Source organism: Alistipes onderdonkii, from assembly GCF_025145285.1.
In the GTDB taxonomy this organism is placed as follows: Bacteria; Bacteroidota; Bacteroidia; order Bacteroidales; family Rikenellaceae; genus Alistipes; species Alistipes onderdonkii.
This window is the reverse complement of sequence record NZ_CP102251.1, coordinates 2,771,789-2,784,506: the sequence shown is the minus strand read 5'-3', so window position 1 is coordinate 2,784,506 and position 12,718 is coordinate 2,771,789. Positions and strand designations below refer to the sequence as shown.

The following is a 12,718-nucleotide window of genomic DNA, read 5'->3' as shown; positions in this document are numbered from 1 at the left end:
GTTAATCAATACAAATTGAACCGCAGGCCGATATAGAATTTGCGCCCCATCAGCGGCCCCCATACGTTCATCGAGTTGAAACCCGTCGAATAGGGGTTGTCCGCATTGAGGATCGGGTCGTGCTGGCGGTAGTCGGCGATGTTCTCGCAACCGGCATAGATGTCGAACTTGCCGACCTTGCGGCTTATCTGGGCGAAGAACATCGGGTAGCGCGGCGAATACTTGTCGTCGGCCAGGTCGCCCGTCTGCGTCGGGATGCGCGCAGGGCCGTTCAGCTGTGCCGTCGCGTCGAACACCCAGCGGCGGAATTTCGTGGCGTACTGGATATTGAGCAGCGTCTTGTACTGGCTCACCAGCGGCCGTTCCACGCGGGCGGTCTTTCCGTCGGGGCGGTCGATCGTCATCTCGCTGTCCGTATAACGGAACGTGGCGAAGATGTCCAACCGTTCGACAGGCGTCCACGAAAAGTCGATCTGGTAGGTATCCGTATAGGAACGCTTGTCCGAATTATAGAGCACGATCTGGTCGGCGCTGTACTCCTGGTCGGCGATCACCGAATTGTAGAACTGCGTGCGGAAATAGTCGAAACTCAGCGTTGCGTCGCCGGGACTGACCAGCCCGAAGGTCTGCGTGAGGCTTCCGCCCACCGTAAGTGCCTTCTCCAGCCGGTTGAAACCGTCGAAATCGGGGATTACGATCTGCCGTCCGGTCGCCAGCATACCGATGTTGTCGGTGATGACATTGGTCGAACGGTATCCCAGGCCGGCCGAGCCGCGCAGCGTGGTCGAGGGGGTGATGTTCCAGCGGATATGCCCGCGGGGCGTCACGAAGAACTTGTCATAAAACGCATTGTAATCGCCGCGGATACCCGCCACGACCGAGAACTTGTCCTTGATCGAATAGGTATACTCGGCATAGGCACCCACTTCCTGCTCGTTGCGGTCGAAGTCGTAGAGCGTAGCCGGAGCCGCCGCAATCCACGGGGTGTTGTTGGCAAAACTCTCGCGGTAGTACTGCAAATGTCCCTGTGCACCGACGATCAGCGACGACCGGTAGGTGAAATAGTGGTTGTACATGAGGTTCAGCGAGAGCGTATTCTCATTGCCGCGGTAGTCGTTCAGCCCGAAATAGGCGTTCTCGTTGAAGTGGTCGAAATCGGCCACGAAAGCCAGGTTCGAACGCATCTCATCCTGCTCGTCGGCATCGTAGACCGACGGGCCGACGGGCATACCTATTTTAAAATAACCGTTCGCGCCGCGGTTGCGGATCTTCGAACCGTAGAGGGGCATATCGGCGCCCGTCTCCTTCCAGTCCCAGTTCTTCTCCATCTCGTCGCGCATCGAATTCTTGTAGTCGAGCATACCGCCCAGGCGGTTCTCCTGTACGAATTTCCATCCCCAGCGGATCTGCGTACCGTTATCGGCCGCATAAAGCCACTTGTTGGCCACGTTGATCTGGTCGGAAATCGGCAGGTCGCGGAATCCGTCGTCGTTGTGATCCATCTTGCGGACGTCGGTATCCATCGAACCGTGGAGCAGGATGACGCTCGACAGTTTCTTGTCCTTCGTGACGGGGAACGCCGTCGAGATGTTGGCCTCGGGGCGCAGTTCGTCGTCCAGATAGAGGTTCACGAACAGCCTCTCGTCGTCCGTCGGCTTGCGGTGCTCGAGGTTGATCTGCCCCGTGATGGCCTCATGCCCGGCAGTCACCGACGCCACGCCTTTCGATACCTGAATCGAATTGAGCCACATGCCGGGCGTGTAGCTCAGTCCGTAGGGGGCGCTCAGCCCGCGCATGATCGGGCGGTTTTCGTCGAGTATCTGAGTGTAGGTACCTGCCAGGCCGAGCATCTTGATCTGCCGTGCGCCCGAAATGGCATCGCTGTACCCGACGGTCACCGACGCCGAGTTCTCGAAGCTCTCGGCCAGGTTGCAGCAGGCCATCTTGCAGAGGCCCGCGAACGAGATCATCTCGCCCTTGACGATGCCGTCACGCTTGACGAAGTTGCCGCTCAGGTTACCCTCGACCACCACGTCCTCCAACGCTACGCCTTCGGAAGCGAGTGTGAATTCGATACGCTCCGCACCGCCTGCCACACGCAGCGTGTCGTTCACATATCCCAGATACGAGGCGACCAGATTGTCGTAACCTTTTACCCGGTGGAGCAGGAACGCCCCCTGGGCATCGGTGCTGGCACCGATCGTAGTACCCTCCCAGTAAACCGAAGCGCCCACCAGCGGCTGGTTGTCGGCGTCGCGGACTACACCCCGCAAATCCTGTGCGCAGAGGGTACCGCACACGGCAAGGGAAGAAACAGATAAAATGATTTTGTTGATTTTCATTACATTCCGTTATTGGTTAAAACTATTTGCGGGCGGATGCGCGCAGCATCCGTCCCAAAAAGGTTTTAAGCCAATGCGGGAGGGGCACGAAGCCCTGCGGAGCGCACATGGCCCCGCATGACGAAAGGAGCGCCGCGTTCGGGAAGCGTCTCCCCGAAAAGCTTGAGGTCGGCCGCAACCGGAGCCTCCGCAACCAATGCGGGCGGCAGGTCGGTGACCGTGCAGCGGATGAATTTCTCGTGGTTATCGGAAGAGGAACCCGTATAGAGTTCGATTTCGGTCGAATGGTGGTTGCCGCAGCAGGGAGCCTTCAGCGACTCGCCGGCACCCGCGGCATCGGCGCCGTGCTGGCAGTGGTGGCAGCAGACATGCGACGACATCGTGACGCACTTGCACGAAAGCGACACATACGCAGGGCCGCCCCACGCCGTCAGGTAGATGGCGAGCAGCAACAGCGATATGAGTCTTTTCAATTTCATGCTACCTTTCAAGTTTTCCGTCCGTACGCCGGACACGTGCCGCCGGTTACTCCAGCACGCCGCATTCGGCGAGCTTCGCAGCCCAGGCCTCGGCATCGCGCTGTGCGGTGGCTTCGTCCACGTCGTAACGCTCCAACAACAGGGCGGCTGCATCCCCGGTGGTAAAGTCCTTGCCGCCGAGCGCCTCCCAAAGATAGAGCGACGAATCGTTGAGCGCCAGAATACGGGTCATGTCGGCACCGCAGCGGCCCGGCATGATGATCACATGCTCCCCCGCCATCTCGCGCACTTTGAAATTTTCGCTTATCTTCATTTGTCGAACGTCTAATCCGATGCAAAAGTATAAAAAATTCCGGGAAACACCTAATTTTTCCTACCTTTGTATTCATGGAAAGGGCAGCGGACAAGATATACGACGTGCTGAAACGCTACTGGGGCTTCACCGAATTCCGCCCCGTACAGGAGCGTATCATCCGTTCGGTGATGGACGGGCGCGACACCCTGGCCCTGATGCCCACGGGCGGCGGAAAGTCGCTTACCTACCAGATCCCCGGACTTGCGCAGGAGGGGCTGTGCATCGTCGTGACGCCCCTGATCGCCCTGATGAAAGACCAGGTCGACCGCCTGCGGGCACGGCACATCCCGGCCGTGGCGATCCATTCGGGGCTCTCGCCGCGTGCAATCGACATCGCGCTGGACAACTGTGTCTACGGCGACGTCAAGTTCCTTTACGTCGCCCCCGAGCGGCTCGCGACGGAAGCCTTCCGCCTGCGCGTCGTGCGCATGAACGTATCACTCGTGGCCGTCGACGAAGCCCACTGCATCTCGCAGTGGGGCTACGACTTCCGCCCTTCGTACCTGCGTATCGCCGAGCTGCGCGAGAAGTTGCCCGGTGTCCCGGTGCTGGCGCTCACGGCCTCGGCCACGAAACTCGTGGCCGAAGACATCATGCGCCACCTGCGGTTCGCCGAACCGCATATCCTGCGGAGCAGCTTCGCACGTCCCAACCTTTCGTACAGCGTCCGCCACACCGACGACAAGAACGGGCAGCTGCTGCGCCTGGTACGTAACGTCCCCGGCTCGGGCATCGTCTACGTCCGTACGCGCGAAGGCACCGAGCAGGTCGCCGACATGCTGCGCAGGGAGGGTATAACGGCCGCGGCCTACCATGGGGGCATGGGGCATGCCGAACGCTCGCTGCGGCAGGAGGAGTGGGTCTCGGGCAGGACGCGCGTGATGGTCGCCACCAACGCCTTCGGCATGGGCATCGACAAACCCGACGTGCGCTTCGTCGCCCATTACAGCATGTGCGACTCGCTCGAGAGCTACTACCAGGAGGCCGGCCGAGCGGGCCGCGACGGCATGCGGAGCTACGCCCTGCTGCTGGTCTCGTCGGACGACGGCGAACGCATCGTGCGGCGTTTCGAGCAGGAATTCCCGCCGCTCGAAAAGATCAAGGACATCTACGAACGGGTCTGCTCCTACCTGCAGGTCGGCATCGGCGACGGTGCCCAGGCGTCGTTCCTGTTCAACATCCACGACTTCTGCGCCCGCGAGCACCTCTACTCCGGCACGGTCGTAAGCGCCCTGAAGCTCCTGCAGCAAAACGGGTACATGACGCTGACCGACGCACAGGAGAACCCGGCGCGGATCATGTTCTGCGTGAGCCGCGACGACCTCTACAAACTCCGCGTGCAGCGCGACGAGCTGGATCACTTCATCCGCACGCTGCTGCGCCTCTACAACGGGGTCTTCACCGAATTCCGGCAGATCGACGAGGGCGAGATCGCCACCTGGAGCGGCTATACCGTACAGCGGGTCAAGGAGCTGCTCAAACGCCTCTGGCAGTTGCGCGTGATCCGCTACGTCCCCTCCAACCGCTCGCCGATCCTCTTCATGGACGAGGAGCGGCTGCCCCGCGCCGACCTCTACATCGCCCCCGAGACCTACAAACGGCGGCAGGAGCTGATGCGCGAACGCTTCGAACACATGCTCGCCTACGCCGCGAACGAGACCCGTTGCCGCAGCGCCGTTCTGGAAGGGTATTTCGGTGAAGGCGCCCCTGCGGCATGCGGCGTATGCGACATCTGCCTCGCACACAAACGTGCCGGGAAGCAGCAGGCACAGGGCTGCGCCACGCCGTCGGCCGACGGCGGGCTGCGCGAAAAACTGCGGCAAAGGCTATCCCGCGGGGCAGCCGACCCGCACGAACTGGCCGCGGAATTCCCCGGGGAGGCACAGCAGATAGGCCGGGCGCTGCGCGAATTGCTCGACGAAGGCATCGCCGGCACGGGCAGGGATGGAAAAATCGGGTTAAAATAGGGCCGCAACCGCCCGCGGGGATGTAAAAAATCGCCCCGCATGCCGTTTTCCGGAAATAATTCCGTATTTTTGTGAGAATGTTCCACGGCATGACTACGACAAACAACTTTACGGATAAGATCAGCAACGAGGAGGCCGCAGCGCTTCCGGCCATCGAATTCAGGGGCGAAATACGCATCGTCGACAACGAGCGCGACATCGTCCCCGCCTGCAAATTCCTGATGAAACAACGCGTCATCGGTTTCGACACCGAGACCCGCCCGTCGTTCCGGCCGGGGGTGACGTTCCGCGTGTCGCTGCTGCAACTCTCCACGCCGCAGCTATGCTTCCTCTTCCGGCTGAACAAGATCCCGCTCGCCAAGCCGATCCTGCAGGTGCTCGAAAGTCAGGATATCCTGAAAATCGGCGCCGACGTCGCGGGCGACCTGCGCTCGCTGCGCCAGATACGCCATTTCCGCGACGCAGGGTTCGTCGACCTGCAAACGATAGCCCCCCAATGGGGCATCGGGGAGAAGAGCCTGCGCAAACTCTCGGCCATCGTGCTGGGGCAGCGCGTATCGAAGGCCCAGCGGCTGAGTAACTGGGAGGCCGCGACATTCACCGACAAACAAAAACTCTACGCCGCGACCGATGCGTGGGTCTGCACGGCGATCTACGACCGACTGCTTCACACACCCAAAATCAAACATCCCGAATTATGACACCTCAAGTATACCTGCGCAAAGGCAAGGAAGAATCGCTCATGCGCCGCCACCCGTGGATTTTCTCGGGCGCCATCGACCACATCAAGGCCGAAGACGAATCGGAAATCACGGAAGGCGCCCTGGTCGAAATATACACCCGCACGGGCGATTTCATCGCCCTGGGACACTACCAGATCGGCTCGATCGCCGTGCGTGTGCTTACATTCGACAAGGAACCGATCAACCAGGACTGGTGGAACCGGCGCATCGCCGTGGCCTACGACGTGCGGCGCACGCTCGGGCTCACGGACAACCCCGACACGGACTGTTACCGCCTCGTCCACGGCGAAGGCGACGGGCTCCCGGGGCTGGTCGTGGATATCTACGGCACGGTGGCCGTCATCCAGTGCCACTCCGTCGGCATGTACCTCGCCCGCCAGGACATCGCGCGGGCGATCCTGGCTGCCTACGGCGACCGCATCACGGCCATCTACGACAAGAGTTCGCAAACCGTGCCCTTCAACGCCAAGCTGGGTGCTGTGGACGGCTACCTGTGGGGAAGTTCCGACCATTCGGCGCACGTGGTGACGGAGAACGGCGAGAAATTCCTCGTCAACTGGGAGCAGGGGCAGAAAACCGGGTTCTTCCTCGACCAGCGCGAAAACCGGGAGCTGGTCAAACGCTACTCGAAGGGGCGCACGGTGCTCAACACCTTCTGCTACACGGGGGGCTTCTCGGTCTATGCCATGGCCGGTGGCGCCGAGAAGGTCTGCTCGGTGGACTCTTCGGAACGCGCCGTCGTGCTGGCCACGGAAAACATGAAACTCAACTTCGGCCCGCAGGCCAACTTTACGGAAACGGCCGCCGATGCCGTGGAGTACCTCAAGGACATCGAAGACAAATACGACCTGATCATCCTCGACCCGCCGGCCTTCGCCAAGCACCACAAGGTGCTGGGTAATGCCATGCAGGGCTACAAGCGCCTCAACGCCCGCGCCATATCGCAGATACGCCCCGGCGGCATCCTCTTCACGTTCTCCTGCTCGCAGGCGGTGTCGAAGGAGCTGTTCCGCACGATGATTTTCTCGGCCGCGGCCATCGCGGGCCGCAACGTGCGCATCCTGCACCAGCTGACGCAGCCCGCCGACCACCCGGTGAGCATCTACCACCCCGAAGGCGAGTACCTCAAGGGACTGGTGTTGTATGTAGAATAAGGAAAGACCGCCCCGAACGGACATGGAAAAAACCGCACACCCGACCTACGCCCACTGCCCGATCCGCCATATCGTCGACCGCTTCGGGGACAAGTGGTCGCTGCTGGTACTCTACAACCTCCATACGAGCGGGTGCCTGCGTTTTTCGGAAATCCACCGCCGGACGGCCGACATCTCGCAGAAGATGCTCACATCGACACTCCGCAAGCTGGAACAGGACGGGCTGCTGTCGCGCAAGGTCTACCCCGAGGTGCCGCCCCGCGTGGAATATGCGCTCACGCCCCGCGGCGAGTCGCTCATGCCCCACCTCACAGCGCTTATCGGGTGGGCAGAGGAAAATTTCGACGCCATCCTCGAAGAGCGGGAACGGGAAAAGATATAGCGACGGCCAGGGCCCGCCCGGCAAATCAAGCGAATACCCGCGGACAGCCCCCTGTCGTCAGCCGTCGGCAAAACGTTGTCAGCCGACAGCAAAATAAGGACGCTCCCACAACGAGCAACGGGAAACGCCCATCCGCGGAACCGGGCGCCCCGCAAGCAAGACAGGGGAGCCAATCGCCCCCCCCGGAAATGCGCCCGCAAAGGCATCGGCTGGCGACAACGAGATCGGCATCCGGCACATACCCTCAACAAAAAAAAGTCCCTTCCGGGACTTTTCCTATTTTACCTTTTCATAGACATACACTTCGTGCAGTTCGCTGTCGTACCCCGGGTAGAAACCCCTGACCATTCCCAGCACGATGCGCGAACCCCGGTTCGAAAGTACCAGCAGCTCATCCGTCGCAGGGTCGACGGTCAGCCCCTCGATCTCGCCCGCGCGCCGGAAATCGGACATCATACGGAACGGCAACACCGCAGCATAGCTTTTCCCGTCGCGCAGGTCGGCAATATAGAGGTTGTCCGGCTCGTCCAGGTCGGCATCGCCGTCGTCGGCCGAAATGAGCATCTGCCCGCCGGCCATATATATCCCCTGCTGCCACTGCGGCACCGGGCGCAGGTGGACTTTGCGCACATACTTGCCCGTCGCCAGGTCATAACCGTACAGGTAGCGCCCGTCGACCCAGTCGGCCATCCAGACCATATTCCGGTCGCGGTCTACGGCCAGCCCGCACACCTCGACCTGCCCCGAAGCCGGTTCCCAATCGATCGACCGCTTCCACGTCAGGTCGTCGGCATCGTACACGGCGATCTGGATATTCTCACCCTTGCCGTCTTCGAAAGTCTCGATGCCGGCATAAATCTCACCGTTCCATACGTCGATATCGCCGATATGGTTCGCGGCGAGCGGCAACCCTTCGAACGGCTGCCCGTTACGGGCGACCAGCCGCCCCTGCTTGTCGTACTTGTAGAGCACCGTGCTGCCCGAAACATAATAGTAGTTCGAGTCAGCGGCGATCCCCTGCCGGCCTTCGACCGGGAAAACCCGCGACAGGCGATACTCCCCGCCCAGTGTCTGCGCCCGGAGTGCGGTTCCGGCCGCCAACAGGAGCAATACAAAAAAAGTTCGTTTCATCGTTATCTGCAATACTATTTGGCAATCATATACTTGATACGCCCGGCCTCACGGCCCGGATTTTCGTTCCCCACTCTGCGCCCCTGGATTTCCGTGCTCCAAATCCTGCGCCCCGGATTCACACCCGGCTTCGTACCCCGGCAGCTGTCGTGCCCCCTCTCGGGCCGCGCCCGAAACTCCGTCTCGCCCCGAGGCAACTTCGGCCTTGCTGCCCGGATTTTTTCATCCCCCGGCTACGCGCCCCGGCAGCTGTTATGTACCGCCCCGGCTGCGCCCGCGGCCCGCTCCTCCCCTGAGCGCTTCCCGAGGAGACTTCTGCCTCGACGCCCGGCAACACCTGAAAAGGCCGCCGCCGCGTAGTCGGGATATACGATCGCAAACCCGACGGAGCAAAAACGAGGCCGGAGCCGGAAACCCGCATCGCAGGAACCGCCTCCGGCCTATTCATATCGCGTATCGTCGGGCTTCGCGGAACCGCGCGGGCCACCGGGCTTCACGCATCGGCCTGCGCCGTATCCGGCAATCCCCGCTGCCGGCCCTGCGCCGGTGCGAACCGTTTACTTGCGTTTGGTACGCTGCTGCGCCTCCTGCTGGCGGAGGAGCTCCTCGTAGCGCTGCTGGAACTTCGACTTCTTGCCCTTGCTCCGTTTGGCGGCATTGGCCTGCATGACGGCATGGATCTTATCGTCGTCGACCATGCGGCGGATCAGCAACGTCTGGCCGATGGTAAAGAGGTTCGACAGCAGGTAGTAGTAGCAAAGGCCGCTCGAATAGCTGTTGAACCACAACAGCATCATGATCGGCATCATGTAGACCATCATGAACTTCATACCGGCCATCTGGGGCTGGGACGAAGCCGTCTGCTGGTAGTTGAAATACGAATACCCGAACAGCGACACGGCCATCAGCAAGGCGAAAAGGCTCACATGGTCGCCGTAGAACGGGATCGAGAACGGCAGGTTCACGATACTGTCGTACGACGAAAGGTCGTCGGCCCAGAGGAACGGTTGTTCGCGCAGCTCGATCGAAGCCGGGAAGAAACGGAACATGGCGATCAGGATCGGCATCTGGATCAGCATGGGGATACATCCGCCCATGGGATTGATGCCCGCTTTCTTGTAGAGCTCCATCGTCGCCTGCTGTTTTTTCATGGCGTCCTCCTTCTTGGGGTATTTCTTGTTGAGCTCGTCCACCTGCGGTTTTATCAGGCGCATCTTTGCCATCGAAACGTAACTCTTGTACGTGAGGGGCGAGATGACGAGTTTCACCAGGATCACCAGGATCAGGATGATGATGCCGAAGCTGGCGATATAGTTGCGCAGGAAGTCGAAGACCGGGATCACGCACCAGCGGTTCACCCAGCCGAAGATACCCCATCCCAGCGGGATCAGGCGCTCCATGTGCAGTTCCTCGCCGTCCGCAGCGACGACCTTCTTGAGGATGGCGTATTTGTTCGGGCCGAAATAGAATGCGAAATCATACCCTTCGGTCTGCACCGTATAGGGCACGGTCATCTGCGCCGAAAAACTCTTCAGCAATTCCGAACCGGGAGCCGCCGTATCGAACGCCAGATTGGCGTTGGTGACATTTTGCGGGGCGATGAACGCCGACGAAAAGAACTGCTGCTTGAAAGCCACCCAGTTGACCGATGTGGAGATGCTCTTCGACTTGGATTTTTCGCTCATCCCCAGATCCTCGATCGAGCTCTCGCCCGGGAACCGGTACGAAATCGTCGTGTACATGTTCTCGTTCTGGAATCCCTTTTCGTTCTGGTAGGAATTGTTCGACCAGTCGATACCGATCGACGCCTGGTTGGCCATCTGCGGCGCCATATTCACCAGCCGCACGTTGAAGTCCACGAGGTAGTCGCGCTCGGGCACCTGCTTATTATATATAAGGTACTCATATTCGAGCCAGGCATCCGCTGCCACGGGCAGGCGCATCACCACCCTCCGGGCATCGCCTTCGACCTGCTCGGGCTGCGCCCGGAAGACATAGTCCATCGTGTTGACCTTGACGTTGTTCAACCCGTTCTTCACGTAGAACGAAAGGTCGAACCTGGCACTCGCGGGATCCATCAGCTCGATCAGCTGGTCACGCTTGCCGCGGGGTGCATACTTGGTATAATCCTTGAGCGTCACGCCCGTGATCCGGCCGCCGCGGGTCGAAAAGGTCACGATCATCACATCGTTCTCGACGGTAAACTCCTCCGCCTCCGCGTCACGCGCACCGGCGAGGTATTCGCCCAGCGCAGCGACCTGCTGCCGGCGTACGGCATCGGCGGCATTTGCCGCAGCCTCGGGCGCAGCCGTATCCGAAGCCGCCACGGCCGTACTGTCGGCTACGGGGACTACGGGGCGCGTCGCAGCGGCCACAGAATCCTGATAGGCCTGATACGCGGCCATTTCCTGCTGATATTTCTCTTGCTGTTTGGTATTGAAATAGGCGAACCCCAGGAAAAGCGCCGCCACGACGACAATACCTAAAATTGTTTTTTTATCCATTTAAAAATGTTTCGTTCTTTCGCTGTGATAAGTGTTGTTACTATTTCTTCCCGGCATATTCGAGCGCCGCTCCCACAAATGCCACGAACAGCGGCGAGGGGCTCAACACCGTACTCTTGTACTCGGGATGGTACTGCGTACCGACGAACCAGGGATGTCCCTCGACCTCGACGACCTCGACCAGCCCCGTGTCGGGGTTGATGCCCACGGCCTGCATACCGGCACCTTCGAACGCAGCCATATAGTCGTTGTTGAATTCGTAACGGTGACGATGGCGCTCCGAAATATGGAGTTTGCCGTAGGCCGCCGCGACTTTCGAACCCCTCTTCAGCGTACAGGGATAAGCGCCCAGACGCATCGTGCCGCCCTTGGCCGTCACCCCCTTCTGCTCTTCCATCAGGTCGATCACCGGATGGGGCGTAGACTCCATCTCGCTCGAGTTCGCATCGGCGATGCCCAGCACGTTGCGCGCGAATTCGATCACGGCGCACTGCATGCCGAGGCAGATTCCCAGGAACGGGATCTTGTTCTCACGGGCATAGCGCACGGCGACGATCTTGCCTTCGATGCCACGGTTGCCGAAGCCCGGAGCCACGAGGATACCGGACATCCTGCCCAGCTTCTCGGCCACATTCTCAGCGGTGATCTTCTCCGAATTGACATAGCGCAGCTTGACCTTGCAGTCGTTCACGGCGCCTGCGTGGATGAACGATTCGCAGATCGACTTGTAAGCGTCGGGCAATTCGGTATATTTGCCGACCAGCGCGATCTCGATCTTCTTGGCCGGGTGCTTCACCTTCTCCACGAAGGCCGTCCACGCCGCCATGTCGGGTTCCTTCTCGGCCGGCAGGTTCAGTTTGTCGAGCACCACCTCGTCGAGGTGCTGTTCGTGCATCTTCAGCGGCACTTCGTAGATCGTCGGCACGTCGATCGACTCCATCACGGCGTTGGCGTCGACATTGCAGAACAACGCCACTTTGCGGCGCAGGTTGGTCGACAGCGGATGCTCCGTGCGCAGCACGAGGATGTCGGGCTGCAACCCGTTTTCGAGCAGGGCCTTGACCGAATGCTGCGTGGGCTTGGTCTTCAGCTCGCCCGAAGCGGCCATATAGGGGATCAGCGTCAGGTGCACGAGGGCCGTGCTCTTGTAGCCCAGCGAATAGCGCAGCTGGCGTACCGATTCGATGAACGGCAGCGACTCGATGTCGCCCACCGTACCGCCGATCTCGGTGATGATCACGTCGTAAACTTTCTTCTGCGCCAGCATCTGGATACGGCGCTTGATCTCGTCGGTGATATGGGGGATGACCTGCACGGTCTTGCCCAGGTACTCGCCCTTGCGCTCCTTCTCGATCACGCTCTTGTAGATCTTTCCCGTCGTGACGTTGTTGGCCTTCGACGTGGGCTGGTTCGTGAAACGCTCGTAGTGCCCCAGGTCGAGGTCGGTCTCGGCGCCGTCCTCGGTCACGTAGCATTCGCCGTGTTCATAGGGGTTCAGCGTGCCGGGGTCGACGTTGATGTAGGGGTCAAGTTTCTGGATGGTCACCGAATAGCCTCGGGCCTGCAGCAGGCGGGCGATCGAGGCCGAAATAATACCCTTGCCGAGCGACGATGCGACACCGCCCGTAACAAATATGTACTTGGGTTTGGAAAGTTTCATT

At 60.5% G+C, this 12,718-nt stretch carries 10 protein-coding genes; 4 read left to right on the top strand and 6 right to left on the bottom strand.

Going from position 1 to position 12,718, the window contains the following annotated elements; genetic code table 11:
- Positions 1-5 precede the first annotated feature (5 nt).
- The 3 genes from NQ559_RS11200 to NQ559_RS11190 all read right to left on the bottom strand — a co-directional run bounded on the left by NQ559_RS11200 (position 6) and on the right by NQ559_RS11190 (position 3,134).
- Entirely contained in the window at positions 6-2,342 is a 2,337-nt protein-coding gene (locus NQ559_RS11200) for a TonB-dependent receptor (RefSeq protein WP_018695037.1), read from the bottom strand.
- A gap of 65 nt (positions 2,343-2,407) precedes the next feature.
- Complete coding sequence (locus NQ559_RS11195) at positions 2,408-2,821, bottom strand: hypothetical protein (RefSeq protein WP_018695036.1); 414 nt, start codon at positions 2,819-2,821, stop codon at positions 2,408-2,410.
- Positions 2,822-2,867: 46 nt separating this feature from the next.
- Positions 2,868-3,134 carry a PqqD family protein gene (locus NQ559_RS11190; RefSeq protein WP_018695035.1) on the bottom strand — a complete coding sequence of 89 codons (267 nt, stop codon included), beginning with the start codon at positions 3,132-3,134 and terminating at the stop codon, positions 2,868-2,870.
- A gap of 74 nt (positions 3,135-3,208) precedes the next feature.
- On the opposite strand from NQ559_RS11190, the gene NQ559_RS11185 reads away from it, so the two are divergent.
- From NQ559_RS11185 to NQ559_RS11170, 4 genes are all read left to right on the top strand, one after another.
- Complete coding sequence (locus NQ559_RS11185; RefSeq protein WP_018695034.1) at positions 3,209-5,143, top strand: RecQ family ATP-dependent DNA helicase; 1,935 nt, start codon at positions 3,209-3,211, stop codon at positions 5,141-5,143.
- Positions 5,144-5,232: 89 nt separating this feature from the next.
- A complete protein-coding gene (locus NQ559_RS11180) occupies positions 5,233-5,844 on the top strand; it encodes a 3'-5' exonuclease (RefSeq protein ID WP_026318213.1) in 612 nt (203 codons plus the stop codon).
- Entirely contained in the window at positions 5,841-7,040 is a 1,200-nt protein-coding gene (locus tag NQ559_RS11175) for a class I SAM-dependent rRNA methyltransferase (protein ID WP_018695032.1), read from the top strand. The genes NQ559_RS11180 and NQ559_RS11175 overlap by 4 nt, the downstream gene beginning before the upstream one ends.
- Positions 7,041-7,062: 22 nt before the next feature.
- Positions 7,063-7,422 carry a winged helix-turn-helix transcriptional regulator gene (locus NQ559_RS11170; RefSeq protein WP_018695031.1) on the top strand — a complete coding sequence of 120 codons (360 nt, stop codon included), beginning with the start codon at positions 7,063-7,065 and terminating at the stop codon, positions 7,420-7,422.
- Positions 7,423-7,698: 276 nt separating this feature from the next.
- Here the strand turns inward: NQ559_RS11170 and NQ559_RS11165 are convergent, their stop codons facing one another.
- The 3 genes from NQ559_RS11165 to pyrG all read right to left on the bottom strand — a co-directional run bounded on the left by NQ559_RS11165 (position 7,699) and on the right by pyrG (position 12,717).
- On the bottom strand, positions 7,699-8,553 hold the full coding sequence (locus NQ559_RS11165; RefSeq protein ID WP_026318212.1) for a YncE family protein: 855 nt from the start codon (positions 8,551-8,553) through the stop codon (positions 7,699-7,701).
- Between the two features lie 557 nt (positions 8,554-9,110).
- Entirely contained in the window at positions 9,111-11,057 is a 1,947-nt protein-coding gene (gene yidC, locus NQ559_RS11160) for a membrane protein insertase YidC (RefSeq protein WP_018695028.1), read from the bottom strand.
- 40 nt (positions 11,058-11,097) lie between these two features.
- On the bottom strand, positions 11,098-12,717 hold the full coding sequence (pyrG, locus tag NQ559_RS11155) for a CTP synthase (RefSeq protein ID WP_018695027.1): 1,620 nt from the start codon (positions 12,715-12,717) through the stop codon (positions 11,098-11,100).
- Between the last annotated feature and the right edge of the window lies 1 nt (position 12,718).

Excerpts from the sequence above, each read along its gene's own strand:
- NQ559_RS11200 (WP_018695037.1), bottom strand. The coding sequence starts at position 2,342 with ATGAAAATCAACAAAATCATTTTATCTGTTTCTTCCCTTGCCGTGTGC.
- NQ559_RS11195 (WP_018695036.1), bottom strand. The coding sequence starts at position 2,821 with ATGAAATTGAAAAGACTCATATCGCTGTTGCTGCTCGCCATCTACCTG.
- NQ559_RS11190 (WP_018695035.1), bottom strand. The coding sequence starts at position 3,134 with ATGAAGATAAGCGAAAATTTCAAAGTGCGCGAGATGGCGGGGGAGCAT.
- NQ559_RS11185 (WP_018695034.1), top strand. The coding sequence starts at position 3,209 with ATGGAAAGGGCAGCGGACAAGATATACGACGTGCTGAAACGCTACTGG.
- NQ559_RS11180 (WP_026318213.1), top strand. The coding sequence starts at position 5,233 with ATGACTACGACAAACAACTTTACGGATAAGATCAGCAACGAGGAGGCC.
- NQ559_RS11175 (WP_018695032.1), top strand. The coding sequence starts at position 5,841 with ATGACACCTCAAGTATACCTGCGCAAAGGCAAGGAAGAATCGCTCATG.
- NQ559_RS11170 (WP_018695031.1), top strand. The coding sequence starts at position 7,063 with ATGGAAAAAACCGCACACCCGACCTACGCCCACTGCCCGATCCGCCAT.
- NQ559_RS11165 (WP_026318212.1), bottom strand. The coding sequence starts at position 8,553 with ATGAAACGAACTTTTTTTGTATTGCTCCTGTTGGCGGCCGGAACCGCA.
- yidC (WP_018695028.1), bottom strand. The coding sequence starts at position 11,057 with ATGGATAAAAAAACAATTTTAGGTATTGTCGTCGTGGCGGCGCTTTTC.
- pyrG (WP_018695027.1), bottom strand. The coding sequence starts at position 12,717 with ATGAAACTTTCCAAACCCAAGTACATATTTGTTACGGGCGGTGTCGCA.